Below are 20,544 nucleotides of genomic sequence, written 5' to 3'. Positions count from 1 at the left end.
GGGACCCCAGCCCGTCGGTCGGTTCAGGCGGCCGGCCGGTGAGCAGGCGGACGCGGATGCGGTGCAGCCGGGGCATGAGTCCGTAGCTGACGATCGGGACTGCGACGGTCGTGAGGACGAAGGTGCCCAGGCCGGGCTGCTGGCGGCATACGGGGACGCGGTCCGAGTGGTCAGGACGCGTGATCAGCTCAGCTGGGCGCCCTGCTGGATGTCGGCGACCGGGCTCGGGATGTCCTCCTCGACCAGGCCGTTGTTGATGGCGATGGCGGCGGCGGACCCTTCACCGGCGGCGGTGATGACCTGTGCGCGGGCGTTGCTGACGTTCCCGGCTGCCCAGACGCCTGCCACACTGGTGCGACCGGTGGCGTCGGCGACGACCCAACCGTTGTCGTCGGTGACGCAGCCAAGCGCGGTGAGCAGGGTGTCGTTCGGTACGAACCGGGGCCGGACGAACACGGCGGCTCGGGGAACGACGTGGCCGGTCACGAGCTCGACGCCGGTCAGGCGGTCGTTCTCGACGACGAGCCCGGCGACGGCACCCTCGACGACTTCGATGGCGCGGGCGGCGAGCTGCTGCCGCTGCTCGGCGGTCAGAGGGTCGCCGTTCGGGAAGAAGACGACGTCGTCGGACCATTGGCGGACGAGATGGGCGTGCAACACGGCTTCGGGCGTCCCGCCGAGGACGCCGAGGGGCTGGTCGCGCACTTCGTAGCCGTGGCAGTAGGGGCAGTGGAGCAGGTCGCGGCCCCAGCGCTCGCGCACCCCGGGGAGGTCTGGGATGTCGTCGTGTAGTCCGGTGGTGACCAGGACGCGGCGGGTACGCAGGGAGGGGCTGTCCTCGAGAGTGACCTCGAAGCCCATCCGGCCCGCGGCTGTCGCCGGCGAGGGGTTGATCCGGGTGACGGTGCCGGAGAGGAAGTGGCCACCGTATCCGGCTACCTCGTCCCGTCCGGTAGCGAGGAGCTCGGTGGGTGCAAGCCCGTCGGAGCCCAAGAACCCTTGCATGTGGGCGGCCGGGGCGTTGCGCGGCTGCCCGGCATCGATCACGGCGACCCGCCGTCGGGCGCGGGTCAGGACCAGGGCGGCTGACAGGCCGGCGGCCCCGCCGCCGATGACCACTACGTCGTACTCGTTCATAGGGAAAGGGTCGCGAAGGGAAGTCGGATGCACAACGTTCGTTGCCGCGCATCGGGCCAGTGGGCGGCATACGTCGTCACGGCGCCCGAGAGCCGCGAAAGGGGTGAGGACTCGTGGTCCTCACCCCCTCGGGTGTGATTCGGTATCCCTCAGGCCTGGGACGGGACCTGCGCCACAGCCGACACATCGAACTCGAGCTTGACCTTCTCGCTGACGAGGACGCCGCCGGCCTCGAGCGCGGCGTTCCAGCTCAGGCCCCACTCGGAGCGGCTGATCGTGGTCTCGCCCTCGAACCCGATGCGGGTGTTGCCCCACGGGTCGATGACCGAGCCGGTCTCCTCGAACTCGATCGTCACGGGCTTGGTCACAGCGTTGATCGTCAGGTCGCCGGTGATGCCCCACTCGGCGCCGTCCCGCTCGACCTTGGTGGAGACGAAGGTGATCTCGGGGTAGGTCTCGACGTCGAAGAAGTCGGGCGTGACGATGTGGCCGTCCCGCTGCTCGTTGCCGGTGCTGACGCTGGCTGCCTTGATGACGACCTTGACACTCGAGCCGGCGGGGTTGGCCGTGTCGATGTGGGCCGAGCCCTCGAAGTCGGCGAACTGGCCGCGGACCTTGGTCACCATGGCGTGGCGGGCGACGAAGCCGATGCGGGTGTGCGCGGCGTCGAGCGTGTAGTCGCCCGCGATGTCGGCGATGGCGGCGGAGGTTGCCTCGAGGGTGTCGGTGGAGCGGTTGAAGAGTCCCATGTGAAGTCCTTCGGGGTAGAGGCACTTGAAGTTTCAATAACTATATTGACCCATTGCAGTTGAATTGTCAAGTACATTGGGTTGTGGACCGTGCGCGCGACACTCACAGCCCCTCGAGCCGGCGGCGCAGCCTCGTCACGGCAGCTGGAAGGTGGATGACGCCGTACCCTTGACGGTGCCATGACGACGACCCACGTGAAGACCCAGAAGACCTACGACGTGCGCACGCACGGCTGCCAGATGAACGTGCACGACAGCGAGCGCCTCGCCGGCCTGCTCGAGACGGCAGGGTACGTCGACCTCGCAGGGTTGCCCGCTGACCGGCGCCCCGAGGTGGCGGACATCGTCGTCTTCAACACGTGCGCCGTCCGCGAGAACGCCGACAACAAGCTCTACGGCAACCTCGGCCAGCTGCGCCCAGCCAAGCTGAGGAACCCTGACATGCAGATCGCCGTCGGCGGCTGCCTCGCGCAGAAGGACCGCGGCCAGATCGTCGAGCGGGCCCCGTGGGTCGATGTCGTCTTCGGCACGCACAACATCGGCTCGTTGCCCGCGCTGCTCGACCGAGCCCGACACAACAAGCGCGCCGAGGTCGAGATCAAGGAGAGCCTGGAGGTCTTCCCCTCGACCCTCCCGACCCGCCGCGACTCGGCCTACAGCGGCTGGGTGTCCATCTCCGTGGGGTGCAACAACACCTGCACCTTCTGCATCGTCCCGAGCCTGCGCGGCAAGGAGCAGGACCGCCGCCCCGGTCAGATCCTCGCCGAGATCGAGGCCCTGGTCGCGCAGGGGGTCATCGAGGTCACCCTGCTCGGCCAGAACGTCAACACGTACGGCGTCGAGCTCGGTGACCGGCTCGCCTTCGGCAGGCTGCTGCGCGCCTGCGGCGACATCGAGGGGCTCGAGCGGGTCAGGTTCACCAGCCCACATCCGGCGGCCTTCACCCAGGACGTCATCCTCGCCATGGCCGAGACGCCGAACGTCATGCCGAGCCTGCACATGCCGCTGCAGTCCGGCTCCGACCGGGTACTCAAGGCGATGCGCCGCTCCTACCGAAGCGCAAGGTTCCTGCGGATCCTCGACCAGGTCCGGGAGCACATGCCTGACGCCGCGATCACGACCGACATCATCGTCGGCTTCCCAGGTGAGACCGAGGCGGACTTCCAAGGCACGCTCGAGGTGGTGCGCGAGGCGAGGTTCGCCAGCGCCTTCACGTTCCAGTACTCGATCCGGCCCGGTACCCCGGCGGCGACGATGGACGGCCAGGTGCCCAAGGAGGTCGTCCAAGAGCGCTTCGATCGGCTCATCGCGCTGCAGGATGAGGTCGGCTTGGCCGAGAACCGTCGCCTCGAGGGCCATGAGGTGCAGGTCCTCGTCGCGCCCTCCGAGGGCCGCAAGGACGCCGAGACCCACCGGATGTCGGGGCGCGCCCGGGACAACCGGCTGGTGCACTTCGCCGTCCCCGAGGGCGCGCAACCGCCTCGCCCTGGTGACCTCGCGACCGTGGGAGTGACGTATGGCGCGCCCCACCACCTCGTCGCCGACTCTGGCCTCGTCGACCGCGGTCGGTATGCCGTCCAGCGCACTCGCGGCGGCGATGCCTGGGCCGCGCTCCAGGACCTCCCGAACGGGTCCGGCAAGCCCGCGGTCAGCCTCGGCATGCCGTCGATCGGCGTGCCGGCCGCGTCTGCCGGGTCCCCTTGCCACGCCTCCACCCCCTGATCGAGAGTGCACTTGTCGTCATCGAGAGTGCACTTCTCCCGCTCGAGAGTGCGCTTCTCCCGCTCGAGAGTGCACTTTTCGCGATCGAGAGTGCACTTCTCCCGCTCGAGAGTGCACTTCTCCAGCTCGAGAGTGCACTTTTCGCGATCGAGAGTGCGCTTCTTCCTCGAGGGGCAGGAGCTGCTACTGGGACGACCGAGCTGCGCTTGCTGCTGGCCCGTGCCTACTTCCACTTGGCCCAGCTCGGCCGCGCCGAGGCGGTTCTCGTCGAGCTCGTCGAGAAGGCTCCCACAGATGCATACGCAGATCTGCTCCTCGGCCGGACACTCCAGCGGGCCGGCCGCCACGAGGAGGCCAAGAGTCCGCTGGCCCTCGCTGAGATCCTCGCCGACTACGAACGGCCCAAGGCACAGGGGGACGTCCTCTCCTTGAGCGCCGTACCCGTCGTCTACGGGTCAGTCTCGGCCCAGATGGGCACACTCATTGGCTGGGACTGACCAGGATTGCATGACGGCCCTGGGCTGTCACCAGGCAATGGCCTGTCGACGACAACGATGCCGAAGTAGACCGCCGCGAGTGCGAGGCAGCGCCCCGACGGGAGGTGGCTCCGTGCTCAGCGTGCGCGCAGGGCGTCGCGGATCTCGGTGAGCAGGACGACCTCCTCGGATGGTGCCTCGGTCTCGTCCTGGCCCTTGGCGCGGAGAGCGGCGAGGGCGTTCAGGGGTGCCACCACGAGGAAATACACAGCCGCCGCGATGATGAGGAAGCTGATCACGGCCGTGATGAAGGCCCCGACATGCACGCCGCCGGGGACCCAGCTTGAGAAGTTCGGCTGACCGCCCAGCTTGCCGATGAGGTCCATGATGACGTCGACAAAGGACTTGATGACCGAGCCGAAGGCGGTGCCGATGACGACCGCGACCGCGAGGTCGACGACGTTGCCCCGCATGATGAAGTCTTTGAAGCCCTTGAGCATGTGCGCTTTCCTTCCTGACCAACCCTCCTACCGGAGGGAAACCACCGGAGAACGACTGGTGGCGAGCATGAGTTGAGTGTCAGCCTGCTGTGCCGAGGACGCCCGGACGGGACCGAGATCCAGAACGGGGCCGCTGGTTCGAAAGGTGACAGTGTGCATCGTGTGGCTGGTGGAGCGGCATTCAGCCTAGCGTGACCCAGAGCATGAGGAGGGGGTGTTTACGTGAGAACTGACGTCGAGCGCAGTTCTCGTGGTCGGGAGAGGCTGTTCAGGAGCGGGTGGCGACAAGATGATGGCACCCTACGTGACCAAACCCGCGTCAGCCCGCGCGGAGGGCGACGACGAAGATCTCGCCGGCCTGCAGCGTCGACACGGCTTGGGCGACTCGGCTCGCGGTCGGCTCGTCGAGGGCCAGCGTGATGCTCGCCGCGCCGCCGGACGAGATGGTCGAGGTCTCCGGGACGTGGACTGCCAGCACCGCGACGTCGCTGGCGACGCGGTCGCCAGAGCCGCTCGCGTACAGGTCGACCCGGTTGCCGGACGTGACGCCTGCCGCCTGGGGGTCCAGGACCGGCACGCTCATCGCCACCGTGCCGGCTGCCTGGCCGGAGAGGATCCCTGGACCGCGCAGGCGGGACGCGGTGACGACCTCGCGCGCCGAGACGGGTGTGGCGAGCACCTTGCCGACCACGTCGCCGGCCCGCGTGGCCGCGGTCTCGGGCCGCTGGCTCGAGGGCCTCGGCTCGATGACGAGATCGTCTGCGGTCAGCGTGATGCCTGCGGGCAGGTCGTGAGCAGCGACGACCGTGGCCACGCCCGGCGCAGCGGCGCCTCGCGGCGTCAGGGCGGTCACACCGACGAACCCAGCCAGCGCGGCGAGCAGCGCGGCACCCCAGCGTCGCAACCGGTGCCGCCGCGCGGCCCGACGTCGCCCGGTCCGGGGCAGCCCGCCCCGTCGCCGGGACCCACGACCGGGCACATCCGCGGGACGTGACCGACGCGCAGGCCGACCCGTGGGCGCGTCAGACCCGTCGGCGGGTTGAGCGGCAGCTCCCGAGCCCGCATCCGGGGCGGGAAGCAACGGTGGGCGGCGGCGCAGCATCGTCGTGAAGCCTCCCTCAGCGGCCCGGCAGAGGGAATGGCAGGGTGAGCCCGTCGAGGCTGCGTCGACACGGACAGGTTGCGTCCTCGTCGTCCTCGGTCTGCGGCAGGCCGGCAATCGTGTGGCGTAGGACGGCCTTGAGGTCCTCGACGTTGCTCGCGAAGACCCGCATGACCTCCTCGTGGGTGACCGCGGCGCCGCCGTCGACCCCGGAGTCGTAGTCGGTCACCATGGCGAGGCTCGTGAAGCACATCGCGAGCTCGCGGGCCAGCGCCGCCTCGGGCATCGTCGTCATCCCCACGATCGTGCCGCCGGCCTGCCGGTTCAGGCCGGACTCGGCCCGCGACGAGAAGCGTGGCCCGTTGACGACGACGAGCGTCCCCTCGGCGCCGACCGCATGACCGGACCGGCGCGCGCTCTCGATGGCAGTGGACCGACCGCGCGGGCAGTAGGGGTCGGCGAACCCGACGTGCACGACCGGACCCTCGAGATCGTAGTAGGTGTGGGCACGCCCCCACGTGCGGTCGATGACCTGGTCGGGCACGACGAACGCGCCCGGGCCGTACTCCGCACGCAGCGACCCGACGGCACACGGCGCGAGAACCTGGCGAACCCCCACGGACCGCAGCGCCCAGAGGTTGGCGCGGTAGTTGACCCTGTGTGGCGCGAAGCGGTGACCCTTGCCGTGGCGCGCCACGAACGCCACGGCTCGACCGTCGACGTCACCGACGACGATCGGGTCGCTCGGCGGGCCGAACGGGGTCTCGACCTCGACCGTCTCGTGCGAGTCGAGGAACTCGTAGAGCCCGGAGCCGCCGATGACCCCGATGTCGACAGGTCCGCGGACCTCGGACGAGTCCGAGGCAGATGAGCCACTCGAGACCGACGAGGGGTGAGGACGGCTCGCTGAGGAGGTCATGCCGGAAAGCCTAGGGGCCAGCGGCAGAGGGCTCAGCGGCATACCTGCTGCGTGTGGAGGGACCCCGCGCGGGTCAGGACGCTGTGGACGAGGCGGCCACGGTGCTGCCTGAGCTCTCCGACGAGGATGAGCTCGTGCTCGACTCCGTCGACGTGGACCCGGGCTGTGACGACGGCTTGGCAGGCGAGACCGCCGACGACTTCGAGTCGGTGCGGTAGAAGCCGGACCCCTTGAAGGAGATGCCGACCGGGTAGATGACCTTGCGAAGCTGCAGCTCACCGCACTTGGGGCACATCAGCAGTGGGTCGTCACTGAAGGACTGTCGGATATCGAAAGCATGGTCGCAGGACCGGCAGGCGTAAGAGTATGTGGGCATAAGGAGCCCTTCCGATGGGTTGCTGGATTGGCTCCATTCTACGTCCAGTCGGCGAGACGCCCGCCGTGGCTGACCGCCCGGATCCGGCGCTCCGCCCGCTCCTTGGCCTGAATGGTGGTCACGACGAGGAACCGGTCGCCGTGCCGGAACGTCGTGTGGCGGTCTGGGACGAACGAGGAGTCGCCGCGCACCACGAGGGCCACATGCGCCCCCCGGGGCAGGCGCAGCTCGAACAGGGCGACCCCGTGCAGCAGCGAGTCCGCGCCGATCGTGACCTGCAGGACATCGGCACCGATCTCGACGAGCGGCACGGACTCGAGGTCGACGTCGACGGCCGCGACCCCCTCGGAAAGGCGTAGCCGGCGCGCCATCCAGCCCAGCGTCGGCGCCTGGACGATGGTGAAGATGAAGACCAGCACGAAGACGAGGTCGAAGATCCAGTCCGTGTCCGGTGTGCCGGTCGTCAGCGGCACGGTCGCCAGGACGATGGGGACCGCGCCGCGCAGCCCCGCCCAGGACAGGAACGCCTGCCGGCGCCACGTGAAGAAGCGGAACCACACGGTGGACACCCACACCGACAGGGGCCGGGCGAACAGGAGCAGCACGAGGCCGATGACGATCGCCGGCAGGACCTGCCCCCCGAGCCGGCGGGGGTCGGCGAGCAGGCCCAGCATGACGAACAGGCCGATCTGCGCGATCCAGCCCATCGCGTTGGCGAACGACCGGAAGCTGACGCGGTGGGGCAGGTTGAGGTTGCCGAGCACGAGGGCCGCGACGTAGGTGGCGAGGAAGCCCGAGACGTGCGCGAGCGCGCCGAGTGCATAGGCAAGGACCGTCAGGGAGAGGATCCCGATCGAGAAGAGCGCGGAGGACGCGCTGACGACACGGCGCAGGCCCTGTCCGCCGAGCCAGCCGACGGCGAGCCCGACGGCCAGGCCGCCGGCGAGCTCGAGGGTTGCGAACCCGGCCAGCTCGTACCACGTATGTGCCGCCCCGCCGGGTACCCCCTGCGCGGCGAACGCCACGACGAGGATGACGACAGGTGCGTCGTTGAAGCCCGACTCGGCCTCGAGCACAGCGGAGAGGCGGCGGGGCAACGGCACGTTGCGCAGCACCGCGAAGACGGCCGCCGCGTCGGTCGAGGAGACGATCGCCCCGATGAGCAGCGCGATCGTCCACGACAACGGGAGGAAGGCATGCACGGCCACGGCGACCACGAGCACCGAGACGACGACACCGACCGTCGCCAGCACTGCGGCCGGTGCGACCGCCCCGCGGATCTTCTGCCAGGACGTGGTCAGGCCGCCCTCGGCGAGGATGAGGACGAGAGCTGCGTACCCGAGCACGCGCGTGGTCGAGGCGGAGTCGAACTCGATCCCGAGCGCGCCCTTGCCGAGCAGCAGCCCGAGCCCGAGGTAGATGAGCAGCGAGGGCATGCCCGAGCGAATGGAGAGCCGGACCGCCGCGACCGCGACGAGCAGCACGACCGAGCCGATCAGGAGCACGCGTGTCAGGTCGTCGAGAGTGATCTCCGACGACGATATGGACATGAGTGCGGTCACACGGGCTCCTGGCGTGCGGCTGCGACCATGAAACCACTTCCACCCAATCGACCGTGCCACTGGCTGCACCGTCTGCCTGCCACCTGCCTGGCGTGCCCGGTCACTCCAAGTGCCGCGGGTGAGCCGACCGGCCGTGAGCGGCACCGGGCACCGCGCCTCAGGCTCCGTTCCGATAACGACTGGCCCACTGGCCCGCATGGCGGGGGGTCCACGCCTGACTGGGTGACCTACGCTCGGGGTCGTGCCTCGGATCAAGCTCGTGCGCCGCATCACCCTGTCGGTGATCGTCCTCGTGGTCCTTGCGCTCGTCGCCGCGGGCATCCTCGCGATCTCGACGGTGCGGCACTCGTTCGCGCAGACGGACGGCGAGCTGCACGTCGAGGGGCTGACGGGCACGGTGACCGTGACCCGCGACGCACGAGGGGTGCCGACGATCACGGCCGACACCCCCGCCGACCTGTTCCGGGCCCAGGGATACGTCAGCGCCCAGGACCGGTTCTTCGAGATGGATCTGCGGCGGCACACCACGGCGGGCCGGCTCGCCGAGCTCGTCGGGGAGCCCGGGGTCGAGGCCGACACGGTCATCCGCACGATGGGCTGGCGCCGGGTCGCCGAGCAGGAGCTGCCCAAGCTGCGTCCCGAGACCCGGCAGTACCTGCAGGCCTACGCCGACGGCGTCAACGCCTACCTGCGCCAGGCCGACAGCCCGAGCGACCTCTCCCTCGAGTACACGCTGCTGGGCCGCAGCAACCCGGGCTACCGCGTCGAGGACTGGACGCCGGTCGACTCGCTCGCCTGGCTCAAGGCGATGGCGTGGGACCTGCGCGGCGACTACGAGAACGAGCTGGCCCGGGCGCGGCTGTCCCGGCGCACGCCGGTCAAGCAGATCGCGCTGCTATACCCGCCATACCCGATGGATCGCAACCTGCCGATCCTCTCACCGGAGGACTGGCAACCGGAGCAGCGCCGCGACCAGGCCGCGACGCCGCTGCCCAAGGCTCTCGTGGCGCCCCTGGGCACTCCCGACGGGCAGGCTGCGCTCGAGTCGGCAGCGGCCGCGCTCGACGCGGTGCCGACGATGCTCGGCCGGGGCGAGGACGTCGGGTCGAACTCGTGGGTCGTCGGTGGGCCCCGCACGACCACCGGCAAGCCGCTGCTGGCCAACGACCCGCACCTGAGCCTGTCGATCCCGAGCGTCTGGTCCCAGGTCACCCTCCAGTGCCGCCAGGTCACGCAGCAGTGCCCCTTCCAGGTGTCCGGCTTCACCTTCTCCGGACTGCCCGGTGTCATCATCGGCCACAACGCCCGGATCGCGTGGGGGATGACCAACCTCGACCCGGACGTGACGGACTTCTACCTCGAGCAGGTCGAGGGCGACACCTACCTGCGCGACGGGGCCGCGAAGCCGCTCGCGACGCGCACCGAGACGATCAAGGTCGCCGGCGGCGCCGACGTCACGATCGCCGTGCGCAGCACGGTTCACGGCCCGATCCTGTCCGACGTCGTGCCGGCCGTCGCCGAGGCCGGTGACCGGGTCGTCGTGCGAGGCGCGCCGCAGTCGAACCACTACGCCGTCTCCCTGGCCTGGACCGCCCTTGCCCCGACCACCACGGCCGACGCGATCTTCGCCCTCGATACGGCGTCCAACTGGGACCAGTTCCGGGCGGCCGCCGCCCTCTTCGCGGTGCCGTCGCAGAACCTTGTCTACGCCGACGTCGATGGCCACTTCGGCTACCAGGCCCCGGGCCGCATCCCGATCCGACGCTCGTCGACCCCCGGTGCGCCGCCCGGCTTCTGGCCGTCCCCGGGTTGGGACAGCCAGTGGGACTGGCGCGGCTACGTCCCCTTCGCGGACCTGCCACATGTCCTCGACCCGAGCGAGGGCTTCATCGTGACGGCCAACCAGGCGGTCACCGCGAGCAGCACGCCCTTCCTCACGACGGAGTGGGACTACGGGTTCCGGTCCCAGCGGATCCGCAACCTGCTCGAGGCGACCCCGAAGATCTCACCCGAGCTGATGTCGCAGATCCAGGGCGACACTCGCAACATGTTCGCGCCGGTCCTCGTCGAGCACCTCCTCGGAGTCCAGGTCGACGACTTCACCGCCCAGGCGCAGCGGCTGCTCACGCAGTGGGACTACAGTCAGCCGGCCGACAAGTCGCGCAACTCGGCTGCCGCCGCCTACTACAACGCCGTGTGGAAGCACCTGCTCGAATACACCTTCGACGAGCTGCCCCCCGACATCGCCCCCGACGGGGGGAGCCGCTGGATGGTCGTCATGGAGCAGTTGCTCAAGGACCGGAGCAACGACTGGTGGGACGACAAGACGACCCCCGGCGTGGTGGAGACCTCCGGCGAGATCCTCAAGCGGGCCCTCGTCGACGCCCGCCTCGACCTGGCCCGCAAGCTCGGCAAGGAACCCGTCACGTGGCGGTGGGGCCGGCTGCACCAGCTCGACCTCAGGCACGAGGTGCTGGGCGGCGACACCGTCCCCCGTGTCGTCCGTGCGATCTTCAACCGCGGGGGCATCGAGCTCGGCGGCGGCAGCTCCATCGTCGACGCCAACGCGTGGGACGCCTCGGCGAAGGGCTACGACGTCACCGCCGGACCGTCGATGCGGATGGTCGTCGACCTGTCCAACCTCGACGGCTCACGCTGGGTCAACTCGACCGGCCAGAGCGGGCACGCGATGTCCGACCACTACGCCGACCAGATCGACGCGTGGGCTGCCAACGAGACCTACCCGTGGCCGTTCAGCCCGGCCGCGACGCAGCAGGCTGCGCAGGACACGCTGACCCTCAGCCCGGTCAGCCGCCCCTGACCCAGACGAGGCGGCCGGTCGTCGTCACGTAGCCGTCGACGAGCTCGTCGTGCGGGTCGAGCGGCAGTGGCTGCCCGCTGGCCTCACCTTCGTGCAACAGCGTGATGACCGGGACCCCGGGGCGCCGATGGCGCAGCGCCCGGTCGTAGCACCCGCCGCCCTGTCCGAGCCGTCCGCCCCGCTCGTCGACCGTGAGGCCGGGGGTGACGATCAGGTCGCAGGTGCTCAACGCCTCCGGACCGAGCACGCTCGTCCCGTCGGGCACCGCGCCCCGGGCTACCCGCGCCACGTCCACGACCGCGCCGTGAGCGGCATACGTCCACTCGAGGGTGAAGTCGGTGAGCGTGATCGGCACGATGACCGCGTGACCCGCCTCGAGGAGCGCGTCCACGAGGCGACCGGTGGGCGGCTCGTCGGGCAGGGAGAGGTATGCCGCCACCCGGGCGCCCGCGGGCACCACCCCCAGGATCGTGGTGGCGATCGCGTCGGCGGCCAGGTCTCGGTCGCTCGGCGCCGCGAGTCGCGCGGCGAGCCGGGAGCGGCGGGCTCGGGCGGCCCTTCGCATTTCCGACTTCGCGCTCACGAGCCTCATCGTAAGGTGGCTCCATGAGCGACCAGGGGTTGCGGGAGTCGATCGACCGCATGCGCACGCGGGGGATCAGCAACCAGGCCATCCGCGTCTTCCGGCACTACTACCACCAGCTCGAGGAGGGCGCGCTCGGCGTCATCCCCGAGGCGACGATCGAACCGCTCGGGGACATCCAGCGGCTCCGGTCGGTCGAGGTCACCGAGGCGGCCGCCCGGCGCGCCCTGTTGCAGACGGCGATCGTCAAGCTCAACGGGGGCCTCGGTACGACGATGGGGATGAGCGGCGCGAAGTCGGCGCTGCACGTCGTCAACGGCTACAGCTTCATCGACGTCATCGCCCAGCAGACCCTCGCGCTGCGCAAGCGGTGGGGGGTCGATGTGCCGCTCGTCTTCATGAACTCGTTCCGCACCTCCGAGGAGACGGTCACCGCCCTGCGGCCCTACGGCGACCTCGAGCTGGACGGTGTGCCCCTGGAGTTCCTCCAGAACGCCGAGCCGAAGCTGCGCGCGCGTGACCTGTCCCCGGTCGACTGGCCCGCCGACCCCGACCTCGAGTGGTGCCCGCCCGGTCACGGCGACGTGTTCGTCTCGATGATGACCTCGGGCCTGATCGAGACACTTCTCGACCGTGGCATCCGCTACGTGTTCATCTCCAACGCAGACAATCTGGGCGCGACGTGCGACCCCGACGTCGCCGGCTGGATGCTCGACCACGACCTTCCCTACGTCGCCGAGGTCTGCGAACGGACCCCGAGCGACCGCAAGGGCGGCCACCTGGCGGTCCGCAAGGCCGACGGCCGGCTCGTGCTGCGTGACCTGGCGATGGTCTACCCGGGCGAGGAGGAGGACTTCCGCGACATCGGGCGGCACTCGACGTTCCACGCGAACAACATCTGGGTCAGTCTCGAGGACCTCGAGAAGCGGATGACCCGCACGGGTGGTGTGCTCGGGCTGCCGATCATCGTCAACCGCAAGCGGGTCGACCCGTCTGATCCCACCTCGACCAAGGTCATCCAGATCGAGTCGGCAATGGGTGGCGCGATCGAGATCTTCGAGCGGTCCGAGGCGCTGCTCGTGCCGCGCACCCGCTTCCGGCCCGTCAAGACGACCAACGACCTGCTCGTCCTGCGGTCCGACTTCTTCTCGCTCGACGACGACTTCCACATCGTTGCGTCCCGGCCCGGCCCCGAGCCGTTCGTCGACCTCGACGACGACTACTTCAAGCTCATCCCGCACTTCGAGACGCGCTTCCCGGGTGGGGTGCCCTCGATGCGGGAGTGCACGAGCCTGACCGTGACCGGTGACGTCACCTTCGGCGCCGAGGTGCGGTGCATCGACGACGTCGTCATCCAGGGGACCGGCCGCGTGCCCGACGGGGCCGTCCTGGGCGGGGCCTGACCGGTGCGGACCGCGACGGAGCACCTCGAGGCCATCCTCGCCACGATCACCGTCGGGCCCCGCGAGCGCGTGCCGCTCGCCGACGCGGTCGGGCTCGTCCTGGCCGAGGACGTCACCGCGGCCGTCGACCTGCCGCGCTTCGACAACTCCTCGATGGACGGGTATGCCGTCCAGGCCGCCTCGCTCGCCGGTGCGGGCGCGCAGCCGGTGCGCCTGCGCGTCGTCGGCGAGGTCGCCGCCGGCGCGTCCGGCGGGTTCGAGGTCGGCCCCGGGCAGGCGGCCCGGATCATGACCGGTGCGCCCCTGCCCGCCGGAGCCGACGCGGTCATCCCGGTCGAGCAGACCGACGGAGCCGCGACGGGCCAGGTGACCTGCCGGGCCGCGGCCACCGCCGGGCAGTTCGTCCGGCGGCGCGCCGAGGACGTGCGCGCCGGGACCGCGGTGGTGCGCGCCGGGCAGGTCGTGGGGCCGCGCACCGTGGCCCTGGTCGCGGCGAGCGGGCATGCCGACTGCGTCGTGCACCGGCGGCCGCACGTGGTCGTCGTCTCGACCGGCGACGAGCTCGTCCCGCCGGGTCACCCGCTGGGGCCGGGGCAGATCCACGACTCCAACTCGGTCATGCTCGAGACCGCCGCGGTCACGGCCGGGGCGAGCGCCGAGATCCGCTCCGCGGTCGGGGACAGCGAACGCGACCTGCTGCTCGTGCTCGACGAGGCGATCGGCCCGATGGAGGAGATCGGGCAGGCCGACGCGATCGCTCGGGCCGACGCGGCCCGACGGGCCGATGCCGCCCGACGGGCCGGTGCGGCCCGACGGGCGGCCGACGTGGTCAGGCGCGCCGACGCCATCGTCACCAGTGGTGGCGTCTCGATGGGCGCCTACGACATCGTCAAGTCGGGTCTTCGGGACAAGGGTGTCGAGTTCGTCACCGTCGCCATGCAGCCGGGCAAGCCTCAGGGCTTCGGCTTCGTCGTCGGGTCCTCGGGTCGTCGGGTACCCGTCTTCGCGCTGCCCGGCAACCCGGTCTCCTCCTACGTCTCGTTCGAGCTGTTCGTCCGGCCCGCCCTGCGTCGGATGATGGGACTCGTGCCGGAGGGCAGGCCGACCCGCCGGGCGACCGTCACGGCGCGGCTGCGCTCACCCGAGGGACGACGGCAGTTCGCTCGGGCGGTCGTGGGCCGCGACGCCGCCGGCCACCTCGTCGCGGAGCCGGTCGCCGGACAGGGGTCGCACTTCGTCGCGGACCTCTCCCGGGCCAACGCCCTGCTCGTCGTCCCCGAGACGGTCACGGCGGTCGAGCCCGGTGACGAGCTGGACGTCATCCTGCTGGGCACCGAGGACGGCTCGTGAGCGAGCGCCAGTCCCGGTTGACGCACGTCCGATCCGACGGCACGGCGCACATGGTCGACGTCTCGGCCAAGGCCGTCACGGCGCGCGAGGCGAGTGCGGCCGGGCGGGTGCTGCTCAGCCCGGCCGCCGTCGGCGCCCTGCGCGAAGGCGTTGTCCCCAAGGGCGACGCGCTCGCCGTGGCCCGCATCGCCGGCATCCAGGCGGTCAAGCGGACTCCCGAGCTCATCCCGCTCGCGCACCCCATCGCCGTGCACGGTGTCGAGGTCGACCTGACCGTCGAGGACGACGGCGTCTCGATCACCGCGACGGTCCGCACCGCCGACCGCACCGGGATCGAGATGGAGGCGCTCACGGCCGTCTCGATCGCCGCACTCGCCCTTGTCGATATGGTCAAGGCCGTGGACAAGCACGGGCGGATCACGGATGTCCGCGTCACGGCCAAGTCCGGTGGACGGTCAGGAGACTGGAGTGAGTGACGAGACGCTGGTCGGCGCCGGACGGCACGCGGTCGTCATCGTCGCCTCGACGCGGGCGGCCCGCGGCAGGTATCCGGACCGGTCCGGGCCGATCCTGGTGGGCCGGCTGCGGGAGTGGGGCTTCGAGGTTGCCGGCCCGATCGTCGTGCCCGACGGTGACGAGGTGGGCCGGGCCCTGGAGGTGGCGCTCAGCTCGGAGCCCGACCTGCTCCTGACCTCCGGTGGCACCGGGCTCACGCCGAGCGACCGGACGCCCGAGATGACGGCTCCGTTCATCGACATGGTGGTCCCTGGGATCGCCGAGGCGCTCCGGGCCGCCGGGCTCGCCAAGGGGGTTCCCACCGCGATGCTCTCGCGCGGCCTCACCGGGCTGGCGGGACGCACCTTCGTCGCGAACCTGCCAGGGTCCAAGGGCGCCGTCGTCGACGCCCTCGAGGTCCTCGACCAGGTGCTCGCCCACATCCTCGTCCAGATCCCCGGCAGCGACCACGAGAGCGTGTGAGGGGGCGGGAGCGCCACCGTGAAGCTGCCCTGGAAGTCGCACCACGAGGGCGACGCACCCTGGCCGGTCGTGCTGACCGACGAATCGGGGTCGCCGCCGATCACCCTGCGACCGCTGCGCTTCCGCGACGAGATCGGCTGGCACCGGGTACGCGCCGACAACGCGAACCACGTCCAGCCATGGGAGCCGACCCTCCCGCCGGGGGTGCGCGCCCGACCGGTGGTCTCGTTCCGGCAGTTCGTCAAGGACCTCGACGCCGAGGCCCGCGCGGACCACGTGCTGCCCTGGGTCGTCGACGTGGGCGGTCGCATCGTCGGGCAGGTGCACATCTTCGGGATCGTCCGGGGGGCGCAGCAGTCGGGCGCGGTCGGCTACTGGCTCGACAATGCGGTCGTCGGGCACGGGATCGCGACGCGCGCGGTGGCGCTCGCCATCGACCACAGCCTGCGCGATGCCGGACTGCACCGCATCGAGGTCAACATCCGGCTCGACAACCAACGGTCCCTCGCGATCATGCGCCGACTCGGCTTGCGGGACGAGGGAGTTCGCGAGCGGTTCCTGCACATCGACGGTGCCTGGCGGGACCACCGGTCCTTCGCCGTCACCGCCGAGGAGATCGGGCCGGGTGGCCTGCTGGCCCGGTTGCCGGACTGATCGCACGAGGCTCTTGCGCGACACGCAACGAATGTGCATCGTGTGACGGATGTGACCCCCTACGGTTGGGGGCGTGCAAGTGGGCAGCCTGATCTTCGTGGTCATCGTCGCGACATGGGCCGTCTATCTGCTGCAGCACTGGATCCGCCGCCGCGAGCACGCGGCCGCGAGCGACTCCGTCCGGCAGTTCTCCGAGGCGATGCGCGTGCTGCCGAAGCGGACCCTCGTGCCCGAGCCGACCACCGGCGCCGCGTCCAGCAGGTCGGCCCGGCCGCTGACGGCCAGGCGTCGTGGTGATCGGCGGACCCTGACGGACGGTCAGCACCTCGAACCAGCCCGTTCCCTAACCGATGAGGTGGCAGTCATGTCCAGCTCACCCACGACCGGATCAGCCCGGCGCGAGCCACCGGAGCCTCGCGGAGGCCGCGCACCCCGACCGGTGGCTCTCAACCCGACGGTGGGCCCCTGGCGCCGACGGGCGCGCGGGGCGCTGCTGCTCCTGTCGCTGTTCTGGGTGCCGACCTCGGTCGTCCTCGCCGCCCTGCACGTCCTGCTCTGGGTCTCGGTGCTGCTCGCCGTCCTGACCGTCGTCGCGGTGCTTGCCTGGCTCCGGCTCGAGGTGCGTGCCGACCGCGCCCACGCCCAGGCCGACCGTGCCCGTGGCGCCTCGGCTCGGAGGTCCCGACGAGGGGCCGGTCGCCGGGCGCTCAGCACCGACGACACCCAGGAGATCCACCCCCCCGGGGCCGAGTCCGTCGCGGCCGGACCGGCTCGGGCCGCTCGGCCCGCCGCCGCGGCAGGGTCGGTGCATCAGGAGGCCGGCGCAGCGGCATACGACCTCGAAGCGGAGATCGCCCGCGACGCCACCCTCGCGCCCGTACCGCAGCCGGCCGCCGAGGGCACGTGGAGCCCCGTCCCGGTGCCGCCGCCCACCTACACGATGAAGGCCAAGGCCGAGCCGCGGATGACGCCCGCCGGTGTCCCGGCGGATGTCTTCGCAACCCCGGAGTTCGCCGACGAGGCCGACGAGCTCGCCGAGAACGCAACCGCCGCGCGGCGCGCCGCCAACCTCTGAACCACAGCGTCAGGCGTTGGCCGGCTCCGGCCCTTCCCCGACCGGCCCGGCGAGTCCCGGGTCGGGCTCTGGCTCCCGGTCAGGTTCTGCGTCGCCCGACAGCAGGTGCTTGCCCACAGCGTTGAGGATCGCCATCGTCGGCACCGCGAGCAGGGCGCCGACGATACCGGCGATGAGCGAGCCCGCCGCGATGCCGAGGATGACGGCGAGCGGGTGGACGCTGACCGCCCGCCCGAGCAGGAACGGCTGGAGCACGTGTGACTCGATCTGCTGCACCCCGATGACGACGGCGAGCATGATCAGCGCGACGCCCGGGCCGTGCGCGACCAGCGCGAGCAGCACCGCCACAGCGCCGGAGAGCAGGGCGCCGACGATCGGTATGAACGACAGGATGAAGACGAGGACACCGATCGCGAAGGCGAACGGCACCTCGAGGATCGCCGCTCCGAGCGAGATGCCGATCGCGTCGACGGCCGCGACGATGATGGTCGCCCGGACGAACGCCGAGAGCTGGTGCCACGCGATCTGTCCCGACGAGCCCACCTTGTCGCGCGCGGCACGGGGGAAGAGGCGGACAACCCACTGCCAGATGCGTGGGCCGTCGTAGAGGAAGAAGAACAGCGCGAAGAGGGCGACGAAGATCCCGGCGACGAAGTGCGTCGCGGTGAGCCCGATCGAGGCCGCCCTCGCGCTGAGGTCGCCGGAACTGCTGATCGTCTCCCGGATCTGGTCGAACCACGCGTTGAACTGGGTGTCGGTGATGTGGAAGGTCGTCCGGACCCAGTCGCGGATCTGGTTCACCCCGTCGGCGACCTGCGCGGTCAGGTCGCCGAAGCCGTTCGTGAACTGGGTGCCGACGAGGGTGAGCAGCCCGCCGACGACGACGATCGTGCCGAGCACGATGACCCCGGTGGCGGCGCCGAGCGGCAGCCATCGGTGCAGCCGCAGCGCGAGCGGGCGCAGCAGCGCGGTGAGCAGCAACGCGACCGCGATCGGCACGAGGACCGGAGACAGGAACGCGACCGCGAGGTAGAGGACGGCGAGGGCGGCAGCGATCAGCAGCAGGCGCCCGGCCCAGCTGCTCGCCTCGCGGATGCCGCGTGGCACGGTGGTCTTCTCGGTCACAGTGCACACCGTATGCTGCTTTCCGCTCCATCCTTCCCGAACAGTCCACTGCTGGTCGAACGGCTCGGTGTACCGGCCCGCTCGGTCACGAGCGACCAGTCCAGCCGGGGGCGATGGTGCCCAGGGTGCCTAACATGACGGCATGACGGAGATCTCGACCGCAGTGACCGGCGCGACCGGATGGCTCGGCGGGCTGGTGGCCCGGCACCTGGCCGACCGCGGGATCGCCCAGCGGTTGGTGGTCCGCGACCCGGCCAGGGCACCTGAGTTGGCCGGCGCCACGGTGGCCCACCCCGCGTCATACGGTGACCGAGCCGCCGTCGAGTGTGCCCTGTGGGGGCTGCCCGTCGTGTTCATGGTCTCGGCTGGCGAGAGTGCGGCCCGGCTCGACGAGCACCGGACTTTCGTCGACGCGGCGGTCGCGGCCGGTGTGCAGCACCTCGTGTACGTCTCGTTCTTCGGTGCCGCCCCGGACGCGACCTTCACTCTGGCCCGGGACCACTGGGTCACCGAGGAGTACGTCAAGGCCTCCGGTCTCTCGTGGACCTTCCTGCGGGACAACCTCTACCTCGAGTTCATGGACCAGATGATGGGCGAGGACCGGGTGATCCGGGGCCCGGCGGGCGACGGCCGGGCGGCGGTCGTCTCGCACGACGACATCGCCCGGGTCGCGGCCACCGTGCTGCTGGCGCCGGACGAGCACCGGGGCAGGGCGTACGACCTGACGGGTCCCGAGGCGCTGTCCTTTGCCGACATGGCGCGCATCATCTCCGAGGTGACCGGAGTGCCCGCGTCGTTCCACGACGAGACGATCGAGGAGGCGTACGCCTCGCGGGCGACCTATGGTGCCCCGGCCTGGCAGGTCGACGCGTGGGTCTCGACGTACACCGCGGTCAAGGCGGGAGAGCTCGACGGCGTCTCGCCGGACGTCGAGCGGGTCACCGGGTTGCGGCCGATCTCCCTGCGCGAGTACTTGGCCGCGCGCCAGCAGTCCTGACAGGGCCGGGCCGGTGCCGCTGCGTAGAACGACCACCATTCCGGTCCGGGTGACGCGTTGAGCACGGGTGAGCGGTCGCCTGCCCGATGGTGGTCGTCCGGCGGAACAGCCGGTATGCCGCTCACCTGGTTCGGTGGGATCTTGAGCAGCTCGGGGGCCGAGTTCGCCTCGGACGAGGGAGCGCGTGGGGACCGCGCCCGGGCCGAGGCCGACCCGCTGCGCGGTAGGTTGGGCGCAGTCAACCCCGCCACAGGAGGGCACGCATGTCCGAGCCGTATCTGCCGACACTCATCACGGCGACCCCCGAGGAGGGCTTTCAGCTCGCGTTGAAGCTCTCGCGTCTGGCGGTCAAGTTCACGCAGCCCTCGGCGGAGGTCCGTGACCGGCTGCGTCCGGACTACGCCGAGAACGCCGACAGCCTGACGGCGGCATCGCAGGTGGTCGCGATCAACTTCCAGACGGTCGCGCAGGCCAACGACTTCTGGCGCTGACTCTCCCGAGCCTCCGCGGTAGACGTGGGTGCCGTATGAGGTACGCCGTCAGGCGAGCGACAGGAACAGCTTCTCCATCTTCTTGACGTCCATCTCGGCGTCGTCACTCGCGGTGAGGCACTGCTGCAGCCCGGACGCGATGATGGCGAAGCCGGCTCGGTCGAGCGCCTTGGACACCGCGGCAAGCTGCGTGACGACCTGCTCGCAGTCGCGGCCCTCCTCGAGCATGCGCAGCACACCCCCGAGCTGACCCTGGGCGCGCTTGATCCGGTTGATGACAGGGCCGAGGCCCTCGGGGTCGAGCTGCATGACCGTGGATCCTTTCGCCGTGACGACTCTCCATCATACCTACAGGGGTATCGCGGAGAGCACGCGTCGGCGGCGGCCGTAGGGCGTGTCTTCGATGAGACGGCTCCATTTCCGGCCTACTCCCCGGCACATCCCCTACCGAGGGCTCCAACAAGCCACCTGGGGTGGAGCTCCGTAGGGAGTTTGAGAACCCTTGCCCGGCCTCAGGACTCCTG

General features: G+C 70.6%; 21 protein-coding genes and 1 pseudogene. 12 read left to right on the top strand and 10 right to left on the bottom strand.

Annotated elements, in window-relative coordinates:
• Window positions 1-183: 183 nt before the first annotated feature.
• Both L0H79_RS06285 and L0H79_RS06280 read right to left on the bottom strand, forming a co-directional pair.
• Window positions 184-1,137, bottom strand: coding sequence for an NAD(P)/FAD-dependent oxidoreductase (locus L0H79_RS06285; RefSeq protein WP_301483725.1), 954 nt, complete (start codon window positions 1,135-1,137; stop codon window positions 184-186).
• 149 nt (window positions 1,138-1,286) lie between these two features.
• The gene (locus L0H79_RS06280) at window positions 1,287-1,886 is read right to left on the bottom strand and encodes a YceI family protein (protein ID WP_301483724.1); all 600 of its coding nucleotides are present in this window, start codon (window positions 1,884-1,886) and stop codon (window positions 1,287-1,289) included.
• 180 nt (window positions 1,887-2,066) lie between these two features.
• Here L0H79_RS06280 and miaB point away from each other — a divergent pair, with 180 nt between their 5' ends.
• The gene (gene miaB / locus L0H79_RS06275; protein ID WP_301483723.1) at window positions 2,067-3,608 is read left to right on the top strand and encodes a tRNA (N6-isopentenyl adenosine(37)-C2)-methylthiotransferase MiaB; all 1,542 of its coding nucleotides are present in this window, start codon (window positions 2,067-2,069) and stop codon (window positions 3,606-3,608) included.
• A gap of 206 nt (window positions 3,609-3,814) precedes the next feature.
• Window positions 3,815-4,105 (top strand): hypothetical protein, encoded by a 291-nt coding sequence (locus tag L0H79_RS06270; protein ID WP_301483722.1) that lies wholly within the window; start codon window positions 3,815-3,817, stop codon window positions 4,103-4,105.
• Between the two features lie 116 nt (window positions 4,106-4,221).
• On the opposite strand, the gene mscL is transcribed toward L0H79_RS06270, so the two are convergent.
• From mscL to L0H79_RS06255, 3 genes are all read right to left on the bottom strand, one after another.
• A complete protein-coding gene (gene mscL / locus L0H79_RS06265) occupies window positions 4,222-4,584 on the bottom strand; it encodes a large conductance mechanosensitive channel protein MscL (RefSeq protein WP_301483721.1) in 363 nt (120 codons plus the stop codon).
• 319 nt (window positions 4,585-4,903) lie between these two features.
• Complete coding sequence (locus L0H79_RS06260; RefSeq protein ID WP_301483720.1) at window positions 4,904-5,488, bottom strand: SAF domain-containing protein; 585 nt, start codon at window positions 5,486-5,488, stop codon at window positions 4,904-4,906.
• 214 nt (window positions 5,489-5,702) lie between these two features.
• The gene (locus L0H79_RS06255) at window positions 5,703-6,605 is read right to left on the bottom strand and encodes an S-methyl-5'-thioadenosine phosphorylase (RefSeq protein ID WP_301483719.1); all 903 of its coding nucleotides are present in this window, start codon (window positions 6,603-6,605) and stop codon (window positions 5,703-5,705) included.
• Window positions 6,606-6,658: 53 nt separating this feature from the next.
• On the opposite strand from L0H79_RS06255, the gene L0H79_RS22165 reads away from it, so the two are divergent.
• The gene (locus L0H79_RS22165; protein ID WP_367652437.1) at window positions 6,659-6,823 is read left to right on the top strand and encodes a hypothetical protein; all 165 of its coding nucleotides are present in this window, start codon (window positions 6,659-6,661) and stop codon (window positions 6,821-6,823) included.
• Between the two features lie 14 nt (window positions 6,824-6,837).
• On the opposite strand, the pseudogene L0H79_RS22160 reads toward L0H79_RS22165, so the two are convergent.
• Window positions 6,838-6,981 (bottom strand): annotated as a pseudogene (locus L0H79_RS22160) (FmdB family zinc ribbon protein); the annotation flags it as partial.
• 38 nt (window positions 6,982-7,019) lie between these two features.
• Window positions 7,020-8,543 (bottom strand): potassium/proton antiporter, encoded by a 1,524-nt coding sequence (locus tag L0H79_RS06245; RefSeq protein ID WP_301483717.1) that lies wholly within the window; start codon window positions 8,541-8,543, stop codon window positions 7,020-7,022.
• Window positions 8,544-8,784: 241 nt separating this feature from the next.
• Between L0H79_RS06245 and L0H79_RS06240 the strand changes: the two genes are divergently transcribed.
• Entirely contained in the window at window positions 8,785-11,364 is a 2,580-nt protein-coding gene (locus L0H79_RS06240; protein WP_301483716.1) for a penicillin acylase family protein, read from the top strand.
• Here L0H79_RS06240 and L0H79_RS06235 read toward each other — a convergent pair.
• The gene (locus L0H79_RS06235) at window positions 11,351-11,947 is read right to left on the bottom strand and encodes a 5-formyltetrahydrofolate cyclo-ligase (RefSeq protein WP_301483715.1); all 597 of its coding nucleotides are present in this window, start codon (window positions 11,945-11,947) and stop codon (window positions 11,351-11,353) included. The two genes, L0H79_RS06240 and L0H79_RS06235, sit on opposite strands and share 14 nt — an antisense overlap.
• Window positions 11,948-11,970: 23 nt before the next feature.
• Between L0H79_RS06235 and L0H79_RS06230 the strand changes: the two genes are divergently transcribed.
• From L0H79_RS06230 to L0H79_RS06205, 6 genes are all read left to right on the top strand, one after another.
• Window positions 11,971-13,350 (top strand): UTP--glucose-1-phosphate uridylyltransferase, encoded by a 1,380-nt coding sequence (locus tag L0H79_RS06230; RefSeq protein WP_301483714.1) that lies wholly within the window; start codon window positions 11,971-11,973, stop codon window positions 13,348-13,350.
• Window positions 13,351-13,353: 3 nt separating this feature from the next.
• Complete coding sequence (locus tag L0H79_RS06225; protein ID WP_301483713.1) at window positions 13,354-14,700, top strand: molybdopterin molybdotransferase MoeA; 1,347 nt, start codon at window positions 13,354-13,356, stop codon at window positions 14,698-14,700.
• Between the two features lie 50 nt (window positions 14,701-14,750).
• Complete coding sequence (gene moaC / locus L0H79_RS06220; RefSeq protein ID WP_301483731.1) at window positions 14,751-15,176, top strand: cyclic pyranopterin monophosphate synthase MoaC; 426 nt, start codon at window positions 14,751-14,753, stop codon at window positions 15,174-15,176.
• Window positions 15,169-15,678, top strand: coding sequence for a molybdenum cofactor biosynthesis protein B (locus L0H79_RS06215; protein WP_301483712.1), 510 nt, complete (start codon window positions 15,169-15,171; stop codon window positions 15,676-15,678). Before moaC ends, L0H79_RS06215 begins: the two co-directional genes overlap by 8 nt.
• 18 nt (window positions 15,679-15,696) lie before the next feature.
• A complete protein-coding gene (locus L0H79_RS06210; protein ID WP_301483711.1) occupies window positions 15,697-16,332 on the top strand; it encodes a GNAT family N-acetyltransferase in 636 nt (211 codons plus the stop codon).
• Window positions 16,333-16,405: 73 nt separating this feature from the next.
• The gene (locus tag L0H79_RS06205; protein WP_301483710.1) at window positions 16,406-17,407 is read left to right on the top strand and encodes a hypothetical protein; all 1,002 of its coding nucleotides are present in this window, start codon (window positions 16,406-16,408) and stop codon (window positions 17,405-17,407) included.
• A 9-nt stretch (window positions 17,408-17,416) separates the two neighbouring features.
• Here the strand turns inward: L0H79_RS06205 and L0H79_RS06200 are convergent, their stop codons facing one another.
• Entirely contained in the window at window positions 17,417-18,532 is a 1,116-nt protein-coding gene (locus L0H79_RS06200) for an AI-2E family transporter (protein ID WP_301483709.1), read from the bottom strand.
• 142 nt (window positions 18,533-18,674) lie between these two features.
• On the opposite strand from L0H79_RS06200, the gene L0H79_RS06195 reads away from it, so the two are divergent.
• Window positions 18,675-19,529: an SDR family oxidoreductase gene (locus tag L0H79_RS06195; protein WP_301483708.1), complete on the top strand. Its 855-nt coding sequence runs from the start codon at window positions 18,675-18,677 to the stop codon at window positions 19,527-19,529.
• Window positions 19,530-19,792: 263 nt separating this feature from the next.
• The gene (locus tag L0H79_RS06190; RefSeq protein ID WP_301483707.1) at window positions 19,793-20,020 is read left to right on the top strand and encodes a hexameric tyrosine-coordinated heme protein; all 228 of its coding nucleotides are present in this window, start codon (window positions 19,793-19,795) and stop codon (window positions 20,018-20,020) included.
• A gap of 48 nt (window positions 20,021-20,068) precedes the next feature.
• Here L0H79_RS06190 and L0H79_RS06185 read toward each other — a convergent pair whose 3' ends face one another.
• The gene (locus L0H79_RS06185; protein WP_301483706.1) at window positions 20,069-20,329 is read right to left on the bottom strand and encodes a metal-sensitive transcriptional regulator; all 261 of its coding nucleotides are present in this window, start codon (window positions 20,327-20,329) and stop codon (window positions 20,069-20,071) included.
• Window positions 20,330-20,544 lie beyond the last annotated feature (215 nt).

It is taken from the genome of Intrasporangium sp. (assembly GCF_030452765.1).
Lineage (GTDB): Bacteria > Actinomycetota > Actinomycetes > Actinomycetales > Dermatophilaceae > Intrasporangium_A.
Note: the sequence above shows the minus strand (reverse complement) of the source record. Positions and strands in the feature narration are given on the sequence as shown.